Source organism: Paractinoplanes polyasparticus, assembly GCF_019710575.1.
Classification (GTDB): Bacteria; Actinomycetota; Actinomycetes; order Mycobacteriales; family Micromonosporaceae; genus Actinoplanes; species Actinoplanes polyasparticus.
Map to the genome: position 1 here is coordinate 207485 of NZ_JAHWFK010000034.1, position 17437 is coordinate 224921.

A 17437-nucleotide genomic window follows, 5' to 3' on the forward strand; every position below is an offset into this window, starting at 1 on the left:
TGCCTCAGGCCTTGGTGGCCCGGTGCGGAGCGCCTCAGGCTTTGGTGGCCCGGTGCAGCGCGACGATGCCGCCGGTGAGGTTCCGCCAGCCCACCCGGCTCCACGGCCCGGCCGCGGCGATTCGCCCGGCCAGGGCCGGCTGGTCGGGCCAGGCGCGGATCGACTCGGCCAGATACACGTACGCGTCGGGGTTGCTCGACACGGAGCGGGCGACAGCCGGCAGCGAGCGCATGACGTACCCCATGTAGACGGTGCGGAAGGGCGCGTTGACGGGGTGGCTGAACTCGCACACCACCAGCCGCCCGCCCGGCCGCGTGACCCGGCCCAGTTCCCGCAGCGCGCCCTCGACATCCACCACGTTGCGCAGCGCGAACGAGATCGTGACCGCGTCGAACGTCTCGTCGGCGAACGGCAGCCGCAGCGCGTCCCCGGCGACCAGCGGCACCCTCGGCCGCGCGCGGCGGCCGGCCAGCAGCATGCCGGTGGAGAGGTCGGCACCCACCGCGAACGCTCCCGACCGGCCCAGTTCCTCGGTCGAGATGCCGGTGCCGGCGCCCACGTCGAGCACCCGCTCGCCCGGCCGCAGAGCCAGCGCCGCACGCGTCGCCCGCCGCCAACCACGATCCTGCCCGAAGGAGAGCACCGTGTTGGTCAGGTCGTACCGCTCGGCCACGCCGTCGAACATCTCGGCGACCTCATGCGGCTGCTTGTCCAGGTCTGCGCGCGTCACGCATCCAACTCTCTCACCCGTGCGGCCGCCCCCGCCCGCCACCCTGAACTGGACTGAACGCCGGCATACAGAACGGGCGGGATGGTTACCCATCCCGCCCGTTCCTTGTGCGTTATATATACGACCGCCATCGGTCGGGTCCGCGGCCATCACCGGGCTGATCAAGTCCCGGGGATGAAGTTCTCGGTGTTACGCAGGCACCGTAACCAGGCCCGTAACACCGGCAACAGAGGTTCACGCTCCTCGTTACCGAGGAGCAACCCGCCCTCCCCGGTTCGGGGAGCGACACCTGACCGAACGGTCAACCGCGACTGGCTGTCAGGACGCTTCGACCAGCGGTAGCTGGGTGCGGCCGGCGCCGCCGCCGGGCATCGCGATCGATGAGAAGTGCGAGACCACGCGGTCGTCGGTCGGGTCGTCGGCCGGCGTACGGTGCACCGCCAGGTGGCGGTAGAGGGTGTCGCGCTGGGCCGGGATGCGGTCGCCGGTGCGGATCATCCAGATCAGCTCGTGCAGGTTGGACCGGTGCCGGGCGCCGGCCGAGGAGATCACGTTCTCCTCCAGCATGATCGAGCCGAGGTCGTCGACGCCGATGTGCAGCGAGAGCTGGCCGACGTCCTTGCCGGTGGTCAGCCAGGACGCCTGCAGGTGGGACACGTTGTCGAAAAACAGCCGGGACATCGCCAGGAACCGCAGGTATTCCATCGTCGTGGCCTGGGTGCGACCCTTGAGGTGGTTGTTCTCGGGCTGATAGGTCCACGGAATAAAAGCCCGGAAACCTCCGACGTCGTGGCTGGTCTCCACCGCGTCGTCGCGGTAGCCGTTGGCCACCGCCAGGTCCTGTACGTCGCGGATCATCCGGATGTGCTCGATGCGCTCGGTGTGCGTCTCGCCCGTGCCCATCATCATCGTGGCCGTCGACGAGAGGCCGTTGCGGTGCGCGACCGCCATCACCTCGAGCCAGCGGGCGCCGCTCTCCTTGAGCGGGGCGATGGCCTTGCGCGGCCGGTCGGGCAGCATCTCGGCCCCGGCCCCGGCGATCGAGTCGAGCCCGGCCGCCTTGATCCGGACGACGGCGTCCTCGATCGAGACGCCCGAGACCTTGGCCATGTGCAGGATCTCGCTGGGGCCGATCGAGTGGATGGCGAGCTGCGGATAGGCCTGCTTGACCGAGGAGAAGAGGTTCTCGTAGTACTCCACGCCGAACTCGGGGTGGTGGCCGCCCTGCAGCATCACCTGGGTGGCGCCGAGATCGAGCGCCTCGCCGCAGCGGTGCAGAATCTCTTCCATCGGGTGGGCCCAGCCCTCATTGTGCTTGGGCGCGCGGAAGAAGGCGCAGAACTTGCAGGCCGTCACGCAGACGTTCGTGTAGTTGATGTTGCGGTCGATCAGATAGGTGACGATGCCCTCGGGGTGGCGCCGGCGGCGGACAGCGTCAGCAGCCTCACCCAGCGCGTGGAAGGGCGCTTCCGTGTAGATGAGCAGCGCCTCCTCGGGCGTGATCCGCCCGCCGTCGGCGGCTCGCTGCAGGATGCTGTCGATCTCCGGGTTCGCCGTCACGTTGTCGAGGTTACGTCCCCGCCTCCCCTGTCGTCAGTCTGCTGGTCGCGTGGCAATGAGCACTTCGGGCGCCGCCTCGTTACTCTCGATGAGTTTCTTCCAGGGGGTGGATGTGCTCGTCGTGCATGGTGGCTGGGTGCCGGGCGCGGGCCGCCAGGGTCAGCTCGCTCTCTGGGCCGAGGATCCGGCCCTGCCCCTGACCACCGGTTCCCGAGCGCAGCAGCGGGCCCATCCCTTCGCTGTCGCCGCCGAGACGCTGCTGACGGCGCTGACCGAATCGTCGGATGATGTCGGCGAAGCGCTCGCCCCGGCCACGACCGGCACGCAGACACTTCAGCTGCCCGGCACGGCACGCGGACCGCTGCCCTCCCCCGACACCGGCGCCGAGCCCGCCACCCGCGGTGTCCGGCTCGGCGCGTGGAACGTGCCTGTCCTGCTGGTGCCCGGTGACTCCGCGCTGACCGCACTGGGCGCTCTCTCCGATCCCGATCCCGCCGCGTCCTGGCTGGCCGGGTCCTCCCTGCGGTATCTCAGCGTCCTGGCCGGCCACGCCTGCGATCTCGCCCGCCGGGGTCGCCTGCTGCCCCAGCTGGTGACCGAGGCCGGCGTGGCCACCGCTCGCTGGCGCCCGGTGCTGACCGGCGCCGACGCCGCCACGCACCGTGATTTCGCCACCGCCATGCCCGCCGTCGTCCGCGCCACCGGCGGCGGGGTGGGCCCGACTCTGCGGGACGCCGTCGAGGCGCTGGTCGACGGGGCCGCGCGCACGGTCATGCCCGAGCGGATTCTGCTCGGCCATCGCGCGGGACCGAAGGCGCCCCTGCCCGACCGCTGGATAGCCGCACTCACCGCTGACGATCCGGCCCTGCCCGGCGCCCGGCCCGGGGAGGAGCGTGACCTGCGGGCGGCGCTCGACGAATGGCTGCGGGCCGCGCACGAGGCGAACGGCCCGATCCGGGTCAGCTTCCGGCTGCGCGAACCGGCGCCCGAGACCGACATGTGGGGCCTCGAGTTCGCTCTGCAGTCGGCCGAGGACCCGAGTCTCTACCTTCCGGCCGCCGAGGTGTGGGCCGGTGGCCGCTTCCCCGGGCTGCCGCCGCGACCCGACGAGACGCTGCTGGCCGGGCTCGGCCGGGCGGTGCGGTTGTTCCGGCTGCTGCACGTGGCCCTGCGCGATCAGGAACCCGCCGCCATGGAGCTCGACACCGCCGAGGCGCACGAGTTCCTGCAGCAGGCGGCGCCGCTGCTGCAGGCGGCCGGGTTCGGTGTGCAACTGCCCGCCTGGGCCGGCCGCAAGGCGGTCGGGCTCAAGCTGACAACCCGGTCCAAGTCTCGCAGCAGCGGGTCGAAGGCGATGGCCGATTCCGGCTTCGGTCTCGACGAGCTGGTCGACTTCCGGCTCGACCTGGTCATCGGCGAGGCTGCGGTCACCGCTGAGGAGCTGGCCGAGCTGGCCCGGCTCAAGGTTCCCCTCGTCCGGGTGCGGGGCCAGTGGGTCGAGCTCGACGACCGCCAGCTGCGCGCGGCACTCAAGGCGGTCGGCAAGCGCCGCGAGGGCGAGCTGACCGCGGGCGAGGTGCTCCAGCAGGTGGTCGACGGCGGTGAGGAAGACCTGCCGCTGGTCGAGGTCGACGCCGACGGCATGCTCGGCGACCTGCTCTCCGGGCAGGCGGCCGAGCGGCTGACCCCGGTTCCGACGCCGCCCACCTTCCAGGGCAGCCTGCGCCCGTACCAGGAACGCGGCCTTTCCTGGCTGCACTTCCTGTCCCGCCTGGGTTTGGGCGGCATCCTCGCCGACGACATGGGCCTGGGCAAGACGGCTCAGACGCTGTCCCTGCTTCTGGCCGAGCGGGCCGATGCGAGCTCCACTTCGGAGTCTGCAGTGCCCGAGTTCCTCCAGCCACCCGAGGTCGCGCCGACTCTGCTCATCTGTCCTATGTCTCTGGTCAGCAACTGGCACAAGGAGGCGGCCAAGTTCGCGCCCAGCCTGCGGGTCTACGTGCACCATGGCGGAACCCGCCAGCGTGGGGCCGACTTCGACGCTGCCGTGCGGAGTGCGGATCTCGTGGTCACGACGTACGGCACCGCGGTGCGTGACCTGGAGGCGTTGCGCAGCGTCCACTGGGGACGCGTGGTGTGCGACGAGGCGCAGGCCATCAAGAACAGCGGCACCCGTCAGGCGCAGGCCGTCCGCGCTGTCCCGGCCCGTTCCCGTCTCGCATTGACCGGCACGCCCGTCGAGAACCACCTGGCCGAACTGTGGTCCATCATGGACTTTTGCAACCCGGGGCTGCTCGGACCGGCCAAGCGGTTCCGGCGCCGCTTCCAGGAGCCGATCGAGGTGCGGCAGGACGAGGACGCCGCCGCCGCCCTGAAGCGGGCCACCGGGCCGTTCGTCCTGCGGCGCCTCAAGACCGACAAGACGATCATCTCGGATCTGCCCGAGAAGAACGAGATGAAGGTCTGGTGCACCCTCACGCCCGAGCAGGCGACGCTCTATCAGGCCGTCGTCGAGGACATGATGGAAGCCATCTCGGGCAGCGAGGGCATTCAGCGCCGGGGCAACGTGCTGGCCGCGATGACCAAACTCAAGCAGGTCTGCAATCACCCCGCCCACCTGCTCAAGGACGGTTCGCGTCTGCCCGCGCGCTCGGGCAAGCTGGCCCGCCTGGAGGAACTGGCCGAAGAGATCATCGAGGACGGCGACAAGGCCCTGGTCTTCACGCAGTACTCGGAATGGGGCTCCCTGCTCCAGCCCTATCTGGCGGCGCATCTCGACCGGCCGGTGCTCTGGCTCCACGGTGGACTCTCGAAGGCGAAGCGGGACGACCTGGTCGAGCGGTTCCAGAACGACGACGAGCCGATGCTGTTCCTGCTCTCGCTCAAGGCGGCCGGCACCGGCCTCAACCTGACGGCGGCCAACCATGTCGTCCACTTCGACCGGTGGTGGAATCCGGCGGTCGAGAATCAGGCCACCGACCGCGCCTTCCGCATTGGACAGTCGCGCAATGTGCAGGTTCGTAAGTTCATCTGCACGGGCACGCTGGAGGAGAAGATCGACGCGATGATCGAGCGCAAGAAGGCGCTCGCCTCCTCGGTGGTGGGCACGGGCGAGGACTGGATCACCGACCTGAACACCGACCAGCTGCGCGAACTGTTCGCGCTCGACCCGGCGGCGGTGCGCTGACATGCCGATCGACCAGAATGGACGATTTTTCGAGGGTGGCCGGGCCATCGAGGTCGAGGGCGGCATCGCCGTCCGGGCCAAGCGCGGCAAGATCGGCGAGCAGTGGTGGTCGCGCCGCTTCGTCGACGTGCTCGAGCAGATCTGCGACGGTGGCCGGCTCGCCCGCGGCCGGGCCTATGCGCGCAAGGGCCAGGTGATGGACTTCGCGCTGGCTCCCGGCCGGGTCACCGGCCGCGTGCAGGGTTCCCGGCCCCAGCCGTACGAAGTCACGATCGACATCACCGCGTTCGACGACACACAGTGGATGGAGCTGACGGAGGCGCTCGGTTCACAAGCGCTCTATCGCGCGGCGCTGCTCGCGGGCGAGATGCCGCACGAGATCGTCGACCTGTTCGCTGCGCACGAGGCGCCGCTCTTCCCCGAACGCCTCGACATCCGCTGCAGCTGTCCTGATTGGAGCGTCCCCTGCAAGCACGGCTCGGCGGTGCTCTACGTGCTGGCCGAGGCCTTCGACGACGACCCGTTCCTGGTGCTGGCCTGGCGCGGGCGCCCTCGCGAGGCACTGCTCGACGCTCTGCGCGGCACCCCCGAGCCTGCCCCGCCGGTGGATCCGCTGGCCGTCGAGGAGTCCTCTCTGGAGGATCACCTCACCGACTACTTCACTCCGGCGATCAGCCTGAGCCGCCTGCGGGAACGTCCGTCCCGCGTGACCGCTCCGCCCGAACTGCTGCTGCGGGCCCTCGATGCCCCACCGGTCCGCGTACGCCACATCCCCCTGACCGACCTGCTGCGCCCCGCCTATCGGGACTTGGGCGCCCCGCCCGACGCCTGAGGGTCAGCTCGCGCCGAGCTTGACGGCCTCGCCGGCGGCACAGGGGGTGACGGAGCCGGGCGTGAAGACCTCGACGGCGGACGGCCCGACGTTGCGCGCCCGCTCGCCGTCGACAATCAGGCCGGCCGTTTCGGGGATCGCCAGGACGGTCACGTCGTGGTCGCGCGACCAGGCCCGGGCGATGGACGCCTGGTCGGCGGTGTAGTGCGGGAAGACCACGCAACCGGAGAGCAGGTCGGCGCCGGTGGTGTCGGTCAGCCCGACGTCGTTGGGGTCGAGGATGCCGGCGATCGCGATGTCGGCGCCCAGCAGGATGGCGCCCGCGCTTCCGCCGTACACATGGCCGCCGCGTGCCAGGAAGGTGGTCAGGCCGGCCAGCCGATCGCGTACGGCGAAGAGCAGGTCGAAGGTGTTCCCACCGGGAATGACCAGCACGTCCGCGTCGGCGACGGCTTCGACGAAGGCGAATTCTCCGCGCGGGGCCAACGCCTGACGGAACCAGTTCCGGGTCGCAGGCCACTGTGGACGCGGCATGGCGTCGGGCCAGACGGCGAGGCGGGCGCCAGGCCGGAAAACTTCGTCCCACAGTTGGGACTCGTCGTGCTCGCTGCCGCCACCCCCGAGAAAGATCACTGAGACAACGTAGTTCTCCGCCGCGGACCGGCCCCAACCGGTCCGCGGCGGAGACGTCGTGTCAGCCCTTGCGCCACTTCTGGTTCGAGGCGCCGACGCAGTCCCACAGGTGCAGACGGGCGCCGTCGTTCGGGTTCACCTCTTTGATGTCGACACACCGGTTGGCCTGGGGGTTGACCAGGTCACCGGCGCCGCTCAGCACGAACTGCTGGGCCGCGGTGCCGTTGCAGGTGTAGAGCTGGATCGCCGAGCCGTTGGCGGTGCCCGCCGCCTGCACGTCCATGCACTTGCCGCCGGCCTGCAGCGTGCCGCCGGTGAAGGTCCACTTCTGGGCGCCGCTGTTGTTGCAGGTCCACATCTGCAGCGGGGCGCTGTCGACGAAGTTGCCGCTCGGCACGTCGATGCACTTGTTGTTGAGCGAGCTGATCACCGGTACGCCGGTCGGCTGCGGGTTCGAGCCGCCACCGCCGGTGAAGGCGGTCAGGTGGATGCCGGCCGACCGCGGGTCCCCGTCGTGCACCAGCGACTCGAAGGCGCCGACGTCGTCGAAGGCGAACGCGTAGGCCTTGCCGTCCTGCATGTTCGCGTGGATCGCCTTGCCGTACACGTTGGTCGGGTTGCTCTTGTAGAAGTCGGCCGCGTTCAGGCTGGGCTGGGTGTCGATCGTGCCGAGCGTCCCGCGGTTGAGCGCGGCGCACAGCGTACGGGAAATCGGCCCCACAACCTGGTCGTTCGGCGCCGGCAGGTCGCCGTCGCAGCCCCACACCGACGCCGACGACGGCCGGTTGAACTGCGCCACCTGCGCGCCCGCCGAGTTGGTGAAGCGCATGACGTTGCCCGAGGTGCGGCCGAAGTAGCGCGTGTTGGGCTGGTCGCCGAACGGCACGACGGTCAGCGTCTTGGTCGTGTACGCGTTCCAGGCCGACGCGATGTACGGGTCCAGGTAGGTGGTGTTGAAGAGCCCGGCGCCCGCGGCCTTGCCCGGTGCGAGCACCCGCAGCACGGTTCCGTCGGAACGCGTACGGACCGTGTCGGCCCACCCCGGTGTTCCGCGCAGCGTGTTGATGATGTTGTCCCGGCCGTTCGCGACCAGGTCACCCGTGCGCTTCGACGCGCCCGAGGCTCCGGTCACCGACACCGCGTGCGGCACGGCGAACATGTCGACCTGTGAGCTGTTGAGCCACAGCCCGGCGTCGTTGTACGTGAACTCGCTCCAGTCGAACAGGATGTTCGCGTTCGCGTCCCCGCCCGCCCACGGCGCCGGCTGCACCAGGCCGTCCGGGGTGAGGAAGAACTTGAGCTTCTCGCCGAGAGAGAAGTAGACCCGGCCCGAGAAGCCCCGCGGGAACCCGATCGTGGTGTTTCCGCCGTTGCCGGCGGCGGGGATGGAGACGTCGGGCGCGGGCGCCGGGGGCAGCGCCCCGCCGGTCCACGGCGAGAAGGTGCCGGCCTGGTTGACGTACCCGAGACGGCCGGACGACAGCTGGATGCCGATGACGTACAGGTAGACCGCGTCGCCGCGGCCGGTGTTGTTGGAGACGGTGACGGGCAGCACGTTCGGGCCGATGGCTTGAGCCGCTGGTGGGGATATCGCGGCCACGACCGGGACGGTCATGACCAGCGCGGCCAAGGCTCGCAAAAGGGTACGCACGGGGACACCTTCCGCAGAGGCGGGATGGGGGAGAGCGCTCTCAGAAAAGGTTCCTTTTTGTTTCGGAACTGTGTCAATAGATGCAAGCCGATGTCGTGGCGTCCCGGGCAAACGTCGGCACCTTCGGGCATAGGGTTCTGCTCATGAGTGAGATGAGCTACCGCCGGCTGGGCGCCTCGGGCCTGGTCGTCTCCGTCGTGGGCATCGGCTGCAACAACTTCGGCCGCAAGCTCGACGCCGACGGCACCCGCGAGGTCGTCGACGCCGCCCTCGACGCCGGGATCACGCTGTTCGACACGGCCGACGTCTACGGCACCCCGCACGGCGCCTCCGAGGAATGCCTGGGCGCCGCGCTCAAGGGCCGCCGGGACGAGGTCGTGGTCGCGACCAAGTTCGGGCTCGACATGGAGGGCCAGAACGGCAACGACTTCGGCGCCCGCGGCTCGCGGCGCTACATCGTGCGCGCGGTCGAGGCCTCGCTGCGCCGGCTCGAGACCGACTACATCGACCTCTACCAGCTGCACACCCCCGACCCGAAGACCCCGATCGACGAGACGCTGTCCGCCCTCGACGACCTGGTGCGTTCGGGCAAGGTGCGCTACCTGGGCAACTCGAACTTCGCGGGCTGGCAGATCGCCGACGCCGACTGGACGGCCCGGGCCGGCAACCTGACCCCGTTCATCAGCGCCCAGAACCAGTACAGCCTGCTCCACCGCGAGGTCGAGACCGAGGTCGTGCCGGCCTGCGAGCAGTTCGGGCTGGGCCTGCTGCCGTTCTTCCCGCTCGACTCGGGTCTGCTCAGCGGCAAGTACAGCCGCGACCAGAAGCCGGCCGCGGGCACCCGGCTGTCGCTCCCCCGCTACCAGCGCTGGATCGACGGCGCCGACTGGGACACCATCGAGGCGCTCAAGAACTTCGGCGCCGACCGCGGCCACAGCCTGCTCGAGGTGGCCATCGCCGGCCTCGCCGCACGACCCGCCGTGACCAGCGTGATCGCCGGCGCCACGACCGCCGAGCAGGTGCACGCCAACGCCGCCGCGGCTGCCTGGCAGCTGACCGCCGAGGACGTCGCCGCCCTCGACGAGGTGCTGTCCAGCTAGAGGCCGAACCCGCCCGACACCTCGACGTTCTGCGCGGTGATCCACCGGCTCTCGTCCGAGAGCAGGCCGGCGATCGCCGCGCCGACGTCGTCGGGCTCACCGAGACGGCCCAGCGCGGTCTGCTCGATCAGCATCGGGATCACCTCGGGGTAGGCCTCGAAACCGACCACGCCCGACGCGTCGGCCAGCCGGGTGCGCGTGGGGCCGGGCGAGACCGCGTTGACCCGGATGCGCCGGGGCGCCAGCTCGGCGGCCAGCATCCTGGTCAGCGTGTTGAGCCCGCCCTTCATCGTGGCGTAGGCCGAGTAACCGACGTCGACCCGGCCGGTGGGCAGCGCCGACCCGCTGCTGACGTTGACGATCGCGCCGCCGTCGGCGAGCAGCGGCAACATCGTCTGGGTCAGGAAATACGGACCCTTGAGCAGCACCCGCATGAACCGGTCGAACAGCTCCTCGGTGGTGTCGGCGAACGGCGCGCCGCCACCGAAGCCGGCGTTGTTGACCAGGTAGTCGAAGGTGTCCCGCTGCCAGGTGTCCCGCAACGCGACGACGACCTGGTCACGGAACGCGGGGAAACCCTCGGTACGGCCGATGTCGAGAGGCAGCGCGACGGCTGTGCCACCCTCCTTCTCGACCAGAGCCACTGTCTGCTGGGCGCCGGCCGGATTCCCGTTGTAGGTCACGATGACCCCGGTCCCCCGCCGCGCCAGCTCGACCGCCGTCGCCTGCCCGATACCGGAACTGCCCCCGAGCACGATCGCGACTCGCATGATTCAACCCCTTGTTTCGTACGTGGAAACTTGCTCCTCTCCATGGCACCAGCTCACCAGGCCGGTCAGTAGAACGAGCCTCGCCGATCCTTGCCTATTACTCTCCAAGGGGTGTCGCTCGACGAATTGCGTACGCTCCTGGACCGCCACGCCCGCTCCGGCGTCGCCACGGCCATCGACGGAGTCCTGATCGGCCGGGCCACCCGCGCCCACGAGTCGTCGTTCTCGATGTCGGGCACCGTGCTGGCCCTCATCGCCCAGGGCGCGAAGACGCTCGTGCTCGGCGACCGCGTCTACGAGTACCGCGCCGGCCAGTACCTGGTCGCCTCGGTCGATCTGCCGGTCAGCGGCCACTACACCGAGGCGCCGGCGCTCGGCTTCGGTCTCGTGCTGGAGCCGGCCGAGATCGCCGACCTGCTGGTGGGGGCGCCGCACGGTTCGCTGCCGCCGGCCACCGGCCCGACGTCGGCGATCGCGGTCAGTGACGCCCCCGGCGAGCTGGTCGACGCGGCCGTGCGCATGCTGCGGTTGCTCGAGACCCCGCGCGACATCCCGGTCGTCGCGCCGCTGATCCGCCGCGAGATCCTGTGGCGCCTGGTCACCGGGGAGCAGGGAGCCGCCGTACGCCAGTTGGGTCTGGCCGGCAGCAGCGTCACCCAGGTCGCCCAGGCCGTGCGCTGGATCCGCGACCACTACCGGGAGTCGTTCCGCATCGACGACCTGGCGCGACGATCCGGACTGAGCGTCTCGGCGTTCCACCGCCACTTCCAGGCGGTCACCGCGATGAGCCCGATCCAGTTCCAGAAGCGCATCCGCCTGCAGGAAGCGCGGCTGATGCTGGCCGCCCAGCCCAACGATGTCACCGGCGTCAGCCACCGGGTCGGCTACGACAGCCCGTCGCAATTCAGCCGCGAATACCGCCGGCAGTTCGGCGAGCCCCCGAGCCGCGACGCCGCCCGCCTGCGGGACGGTTCCCCGGCGTCGGCGATGTCAGTGCTTTAGTCCCGCTGCCAGCAGGGCCGTCGCGGGCAGGGCGAGCAGGCCGTCGTCGCCGCGGAACGGGGCGGTGACCTGGTCGAAGGCCGCGCGCACCTCGTCCACCACGGACGGCGGCTGGTGTTCGAGGATCAAGCCGGCGGTCGAGAGGCCGGCCGCGGGACCGGCCCACCAGTCGTCCGGATCGACGTGAAGGATCCACGACAGGGTGATGCACGACACGCCGGTCAGGCCGGCTCCCTCGAGCAGGGCGGCAACTCCTTCCTCCGTACGCGGGAAGTCGTTGCCCGGGTCGAGGCGGGGCATACCCGCCGGACGTTCCGCGCCGGCGGCATCGAACACGTCACCCCACAGGTGCTGGGCCGTCGGCGGCGGGGACGGCCACGCGGTCACCGCGATCCGGCCGCCGGGGCGGGTCACCCGCGCCAGCTCAGCCACGGCCGAGGCGGGATTGCCGACATGGTTGATCACGAAGTTGGCCACCGACGCGTCGAAGGCGCGGGCCGGGAAGGGCAGCACCGGCAGGGTGGCCAGCACGGTGGCGCCCGCGGGCAGGCGGGTCGCGGCGATGTCGAGCATGGACGGTTCGGCGTCCACCGCCAGCACCGAGGCCCCCTGCGAGGACGCGAGGGCGGCGACCGTGCCGGTGCCGGTGCCCGCGTCGAGCAGACGGTGCCCCTTCTCGACCCCGGCCGCCTCCAACAGGGCGGCCGCCGGGTGGGCGCAGAGACGGGCGAAGCTGCGGTCGTAGGCGGCAGCACGGCCGGCCCAGCGAGCGCGCTCGTGCCGGTCGAACTCGGGACTCTTCATGATCCGTCGGATCCTAGTAAGGACCAGCAACCCCGTGGGCCCTTGGGAAACGCGTCAGGACCGCCCCGATCCGGCCGGGACGGTCCTGACGTCGGGAATCAGAGAGTGGTGACGATCCGGCGGCGACGGAAGGCGTACGCCGCGACGCCGCCCGCGAGCAGCAGCAGCGCGCCACCCAGGGCGACCAAGCCGACCGGCGTTCCGGTGACCGGCAGGCCGCCACCGCCCTCGCCGCCGGCGGCGGTCAGCGCCACCGTGATCGCGGCCTTGTCGTTCTTGGCGTTGCCGTCCTGCACGCCGCCGTCCACCACGACCGAGCCCGTGTCCGACTTGTCGCCGGTCAGCGTGCCGGTGAAGGCGAACGTGGAGGTCTCGCCGACACCGAGGCCGAGCTCGGGGACGCAGACGTAGTCCTGACCGTCCACAGTTCCGGGCTTCGGGAATTCGTCCTCGCCACCGGCGGGCATGCAGTTCTCGTCGACCTCGGTCAGCTCGATCGCGGCCGGGATCGAGACCCGCGCGGTCGCGAACCACTCGAAGTCCTCGCTGACCGGGATGACCGTGGTCGGGCCGAGGTTGCGCACCCCCACCTCGAAGGTCTTCCGGTCGCCGCCGGCCCCGGTGATGGTGGTGCCGATCGCGGCGCTGTCCGCGGCCGACTTACCGACAGCGACACCGAACTCGGCGACGTTGTCCTCGGCGTTGATGTCGTCCGGGGCGTCCCCGTCGGTGATGCCGGACGCCTTGCTGACCGCGTCGAGCTCGAGCACCTTGCCGGTCTTCTTCTTGGCCAGCAGCTCGGCGTCCGCGTCGTTCACGCCGACGGCCATCACCGCTCCGAGGTACGTGTACGGACCGCCGGCGTCCTTGTCGAGGCCGATCTTGACGGGACTCGCCGCCGGCACCTGGAAGGTCGAGCCCGGCGTGAACTCCTCCTCGAACTTGCAGACGACGCCCGGCTGATCGATCTCCTCATCGAGCTCGTCGAGGGAGAGGCAGTTGCGATAGTCGCCGTAGGCCGTCAGCCCCTCCTCGCCCAGCACCAGCAGGCCGACCGAGTCGACCGGCTCGCTGCCGGTGTTCCGCACGGTGATCGGCAGGGCGGTGGACTGGCCGCGCTTGAGCTTCAGGTCGCCGATCGGCTCGAGCTCGAGGTCGACGCCGCCCGTGGAGCGCACCACGCTCACCTCGGAGGTGTAAGGGCCGACCGAGACGTCGAACCCGGAGACGAGCTGGTCACCGGTGACCGCAACCGTGATGGAGAGCGTCTTGCTGCCGTTGCCCTGGAGCTCGCCGACCTGGCACGAGGTGGCGTCGCAGCCGGCGGGCAGGGTGAGCTTGACCGCCGGGTCGACGTTCGTGAAGCTCACGACGACGTCCTTGACGGTCTCCTTGCCGATGTTCAGGACCTGGGCCCGCACGGTCTTGGTCTTGCCGGCGATCACGGAGATCTGCTCGGGCATCAGGACGCCGACGAACGGGCCCTCGTCCTCCGGCGCGGCCTGGGCCGGGGCGGCGAGGCCGCCGAGGGCCAGGGCGGCGATTGCCGCAGGCAGTGCGATCGGGCGCAGGCGCATCAGATCCCCGTTCCTATGAACCGGCTGAGAGGTTCGCGGAACGTAGCGCCTGCGCGCGTGAAGATCAAACTTCGGCGAAAAGCGGCCCTTGAGCGGGCAACGAGGGCACCTCACCGCGAGCCGCCGCACGACGGGCGAACTCGCGGATTCCGGCGATCTGGCGCTCCCCGAGGGAGAAATCGAGCGCCCGGAAGTAGTTGGCCAGCGTCGCGGCGTCGAACGGCTCCCAGCGGGCGGCGGCCGTGGCGACCTCGTCCAGCTCGGTGAGGCTGAGGTCGCGCGAGCGCTGGAACGCCTCGTGCACGTCCTTGACCACGCCGGGGTGGGCGGCCGCGAAGTCTCTGCGGACGGCCCAGACGGCGAAGACCATCGGCAGGCCGGTCCACTCCTTCCACGCCTCGCCCAGGTCGGTGACGTGCAGGCCGTTGCGCGGGGCCTCGTACAGGGCGCGCAGGGCCGGGTCGCCGATCAGCACGCCGGCGTCCGCCTCGATCAGCATCTGGGTGAGCTCGGGCGGGCAGCGGAAGTATTCGGGCTCGGCGCCGTAGCGCTCGGCCAGCAGCATCTGGGCCAGCAGCACGCCCGTACGCGAGGTGGAGCCGAGCGCGACCGGCCGGCCGTCCAGCTCGGCCAGCGGCCGGGTCGAGATCAGGTTGACGCTGAGCACCGGGCCGTCGCTGCCCACCGCGAGGTTGGGCAGGAGCAGCAGTTCGTCGGCGTGGCGCAGGTATTCGACCAGCGTGATCGGGCCGATGTCGAGGTGGCCGGCCACGAGGTCGGCGCTGAGCCGGTCGGGCGTGTCCTTCCGCAGGTCGACATCGAGCAGGGCGCCGGACCGCATGAGACCCCAGTAGATCGGGAGGCAGTTGAGGAACTGGATGTGCCCGACCCGGGGCCGACCGGCGCTGTCGCTCATGTTGCGACGCTATCCCGCGGCGGCCGGGAAGTGCTCATGACCGGATCCGATGGTGGCTCACGTCGCACCACGACCAGCCCCGACAATGCTGTGACCAGGGCGAACGTCCCCACCACGGCAACCAGCAGGCGAGGGTCGAACCGGTCGACCAGGGGCCCCGCGGCCAGCAGGCCGATCATCCCGGCGCCCTGGACCGAGGCGTTGAGCGAGGCGAACGCGCGGCCGCGGGCGGCGGACGGCGTCCGGCCCGCGACGATCACCATGATGAAGACGTTGATCCCGCCGTTGCAGACGCCGCCGGCGACCCAGAGCGGGATGATCCAGAACGGTCCGGGGACGGCCGCCGCCACCACGACGGGCACGCACGAGCCCACGACCACCAGTAGCAACGCGGGCACGGTGATGCGGCGCGGCGGCACCTGACTGAAGATCCCGTTGCCGAGCAGCATGCCGGCCGTCCAGGACGCCGCGACGAGGCCGAAGACGGTGGTGGACGCGCCGAGCGTGTCCCGGATGAAGAACACCTCGACCACGCTGATCGCGCTGACCCCGGCGATCGTCGCAGCCAGGACTGCCACCATGACGGTGAGAGTGCGGTCGTCGCGCAGGCGCCACGGCACGAGGGCACCCTTGGCTGTGGTCCGGCCGGTCCGACGCGTACGCAGGGCAAGCGCCGCCCCGACCAGGGCGAGATAACTCGCGGCGTCGAGCAGCAGCGGCAGCCGGGCCCCGGTCTGCCCGACCAGGACGCCGGCCAGTGCGGGCGCGACCAGCATGCCGATGTTGCCGGCGGTCTGGCTCAGCCCGCTCGCCTTGGGCAGATCGGCCGGCCGCACCATCTCGGGCAGCAGTGCGCCCAGCACCGGCTGGGTGAACGCGAGCCCGCAGGCGAGCAGCGCGACCAGCCCGATGATCGCCACCGGATGACTGGTGAACGCCAGGACCAGGCAGATCACGGCCTGGACGAGGGGCGCCACGGTCAGGACGATCCGGCTGTCGACCCGGTCGGCGACGCGCCCGGTGATCGGCGCGAGCACGGCCAGCGGCAGGCTCGCCGCGAGCATCAGCCCCGAGACCGCCAGCCCGCCGTGGCCGCCCTCGGCCAGCACGAGAGCCAGGGTGGTCGCCGCGAGAAAGTCGCCGCAGACCGAGACGGCCCGCGACCCCGCCACGAGATAGACGTCGCCCCAGCGCGACTCGCGCGCACTCTCGCCAGATGTGAAGGACATACTTCGAAAGTAATCCTTCACATCTGGTTCGCGCCAGCCCTTCGTCAGGTATTGGCGTCGTCCGGAAAGGCCATGAAGTTCACGTGCACCGCCCGGGCACCGGCCGGCGGGTCCGCCTGCCGCTCCCGGAAGCGGTAGGGTGCCATCAGCTCGCTGACCTGGTCACTGAGCGCGCGCAACTCGTCGGCCGTCAGCAGCAACTTGTGGCTGCTCAACGTGCCGATGTCCCGCCATTCCCGCGACTCGGCGGGCTGCCGGCGGATCCACCGCCGTGCCCGTTCCATGTCCCGCTCGAGGAACACGTCGACCAGCGCCTCGGTGGCCGCGGCAGCACCCGGTTCGTCCCGGTGGGCGTCAATACGCAGCCCCGTGCCGGTGCTCTGCCACACGCGTTCCCGCCCGTCACCCCGGCTGGGCGCCTGCTCCACCAGCCCGTAGCGGGCCAGCTCACGCAGGTGGTAGCTGGTCGCACTGGGCGACAAACCCACGAGCTCAGCCGTCTCGGTCGCCGTGACCACGGCCCCCGTGTTGTTCAGATACTCGACGATCGCAATCCGGGCCGGATGAGCCAACGCCCGCATGACCTGCGGATCCGAGATCCGCGCCCCGCCCCGACCACCCTCGTCCGCCATGACCCCATTCTTCATGGTGCGGCTACGCCACCTTGAGCTGCTCATCCCCGAAGTCCGCGATGAGCTTCAGCGTGCCCCCGAGCGCCGCGATGTAGCGGGCGAGTACCTCCTGAGTGGACACGTCGCCGGCCTCGATCTGCGAGACCCGGGCAACCGAGATCCCCATGCGCGAAGCAACCTGCTCCTGCGTCATGTCACGCCGCTTCCGAAGCTCTGCCAAGCGCCAACCGCGAGCCTCATCGAGCATTTCTCCCAGACCAGCCTCGAACGCCTCGAGGCCACCCGCAGTCTCGATCGCCCGATCAAGATGGCTGGTATCGCGCCAACGCCTAGTCGCGCCCATCATTCGCCTCCCTTTGCCTCTCCTTGAGGTAGAGCGCGAACCGCTCCTCCGCCTCCTGGATGGCACTCCGATACCACCGGCTCCAGTTGCCCGACTTGTCACCCGCCACAAGAAGAACCGCCGACCGCCACGGGTCGAAGACGAACAGGATGCGGATCTCCGTTCGTCCTCGCGAAGGTGGCCGAAGTTCCTTCAGGTTCGTGAGACGTGAGGCGGTGATGGTGTCGACCAGAGAACGCCCTTCCCCCGGCCCGTTCCGTTCCAGCACAAGTATTGCCTGGTTGACCAGCCGATGGGAGTCTCGATCCGACTCGTAGAGCAGATCGAGGAACTGCTCGACCTGTTCGGTCATCAAGATTTCCGACTCCATCAGCCCCCTCCGAACTTAACCATATTCTTAAGTCAGAAGGTGGTCGAGAGGTCGGCCGTGTAAATCGGTGGAGTGGGGAGCGTACGGGGCGTAACGTTGTC

16 protein-coding genes are annotated in these 17437 nt (G+C 70.2%); 4 read left to right on the top strand and 12 right to left on the bottom strand.

Annotated elements, in window-relative coordinates; translation table 11 throughout:
* Positions 1–34 precede the first annotated feature (34 nt).
* Together KXC43_RS31475 and mqnC are read right to left on the bottom strand one after the other, a co-directional pair.
* Positions 35–730: a demethylmenaquinone methyltransferase gene (locus KXC43_RS31475; protein WP_308129343.1), complete on the bottom strand. Its 696-nt coding sequence runs from the start codon at positions 728–730 to the stop codon at positions 35–37.
* Between the two features lie 318 nt (positions 731–1048).
* Positions 1049–2290: a cyclic dehypoxanthinyl futalosine synthase gene (gene mqnC / locus KXC43_RS31480; protein WP_221379817.1), complete on the bottom strand. Its 1242-nt coding sequence runs from the start codon at positions 2288–2290 to the stop codon at positions 1049–1051.
* Positions 2291–2378: 88 nt separating this feature from the next.
* On the opposite strand from mqnC, the gene KXC43_RS31485 reads away from it, so the two are divergent.
* Positions 2379–5477 (top strand): DEAD/DEAH box helicase, encoded by a 3099-nt coding sequence (locus KXC43_RS31485; RefSeq protein WP_255645123.1) that lies wholly within the window; start codon positions 2379–2381, stop codon positions 5475–5477.
* Between the two features lies 1 nt (position 5478).
* Positions 5479–6309 (top strand): SWIM zinc finger family protein, encoded by an 831-nt coding sequence (locus KXC43_RS31490; protein ID WP_221379818.1) that lies wholly within the window; start codon positions 5479–5481, stop codon positions 6307–6309.
* Positions 6310–6312: 3 nt separating this feature from the next.
* On the opposite strand, the gene KXC43_RS31495 is transcribed toward KXC43_RS31490, so the two are convergent.
* Positions 6313–6942 carry a Type 1 glutamine amidotransferase-like domain-containing protein gene (locus KXC43_RS31495; RefSeq protein WP_221379819.1) on the bottom strand — a complete coding sequence of 210 codons (630 nt, stop codon included), beginning with the start codon at positions 6940–6942 and terminating at the stop codon, positions 6313–6315.
* 61 nt (positions 6943–7003) lie between these two features.
* Positions 7004–8557 carry a beta-1,3-glucanase family protein gene (locus tag KXC43_RS31500; RefSeq protein WP_221379935.1) on the bottom strand — a complete coding sequence of 518 codons (1554 nt, stop codon included), beginning with the start codon at positions 8555–8557 and terminating at the stop codon, positions 7004–7006.
* 179 nt (positions 8558–8736) lie between these two features.
* Between KXC43_RS31500 and KXC43_RS31505 the strand changes: the two genes are divergently transcribed.
* Positions 8737–9693, top strand: a complete 957-nt coding sequence (locus KXC43_RS31505; protein ID WP_221379820.1) for an aldo/keto reductase — start codon at positions 8737–8739, stop codon at positions 9691–9693.
* Here KXC43_RS31505 and KXC43_RS31510 read toward each other — a convergent pair.
* Positions 9690–10463, bottom strand: coding sequence for an SDR family NAD(P)-dependent oxidoreductase (locus tag KXC43_RS31510; RefSeq protein WP_221379821.1), 774 nt, complete (start codon positions 10461–10463; stop codon positions 9690–9692). The genes KXC43_RS31505 and KXC43_RS31510 overlap by 4 nt on opposite strands.
* A 111-nt stretch (positions 10464–10574) precedes the next feature.
* On the opposite strand from KXC43_RS31510, the gene KXC43_RS31515 reads away from it, so the two are divergent.
* Positions 10575–11465: an AraC family transcriptional regulator gene (locus KXC43_RS31515; RefSeq protein WP_221379822.1), complete on the top strand. Its 891-nt coding sequence runs from the start codon at positions 10575–10577 to the stop codon at positions 11463–11465.
* Here the strand turns inward: KXC43_RS31515 and KXC43_RS31520 are convergent.
* The 7 genes from KXC43_RS31520 to KXC43_RS31550 form a co-directional block, all read right to left on the bottom strand.
* A complete protein-coding gene (locus tag KXC43_RS31520) occupies positions 11454–12269 on the bottom strand; it encodes a class I SAM-dependent methyltransferase (RefSeq protein ID WP_221379823.1) in 816 nt (271 codons plus the stop codon). The genes KXC43_RS31515 and KXC43_RS31520 overlap by 12 nt on opposite strands.
* Before the next feature lie 98 nt (positions 12270–12367).
* Complete coding sequence (locus KXC43_RS31525) at positions 12368–13846, bottom strand: COG1361 family protein (RefSeq protein WP_221379824.1); 1479 nt, start codon at positions 13844–13846, stop codon at positions 12368–12370.
* Positions 13847–13910: 64 nt separating this feature from the next.
* Positions 13911–14762, bottom strand: coding sequence for a menaquinone biosynthetic enzyme MqnA/MqnD family protein (locus tag KXC43_RS31530; RefSeq protein ID WP_221379825.1), 852 nt, complete (start codon positions 14760–14762; stop codon positions 13911–13913).
* The gene (locus tag KXC43_RS31535) at positions 14759–15991 is read right to left on the bottom strand and encodes an MFS transporter (protein WP_221379826.1); all 1233 of its coding nucleotides are present in this window, start codon (positions 15989–15991) and stop codon (positions 14759–14761) included. Before KXC43_RS31535 ends, KXC43_RS31530 begins: the two co-directional genes overlap by 4 nt.
* Before the next feature lie 44 nt (positions 15992–16035).
* Positions 16036–16638 carry an ArsR/SmtB family transcription factor gene (locus KXC43_RS31540; protein ID WP_255645124.1) on the bottom strand — a complete coding sequence of 201 codons (603 nt, stop codon included), beginning with the start codon at positions 16636–16638 and terminating at the stop codon, positions 16036–16038.
* A gap of 7 nt (positions 16639–16645) precedes the next feature.
* Positions 16646–16966: a helix-turn-helix domain-containing protein gene (locus KXC43_RS31545; RefSeq protein WP_221379937.1), complete on the bottom strand. Its 321-nt coding sequence runs from the start codon at positions 16964–16966 to the stop codon at positions 16646–16648.
* Entirely contained in the window at positions 16953–17336 is a 384-nt protein-coding gene (locus KXC43_RS31550; protein ID WP_221379827.1) for a type II toxin-antitoxin system RelE/ParE family toxin, read from the bottom strand. The genes KXC43_RS31545 and KXC43_RS31550 overlap by 14 nt, the downstream gene beginning before the upstream one ends.
* Positions 17337–17437: the final 101 nt, after the last annotated feature.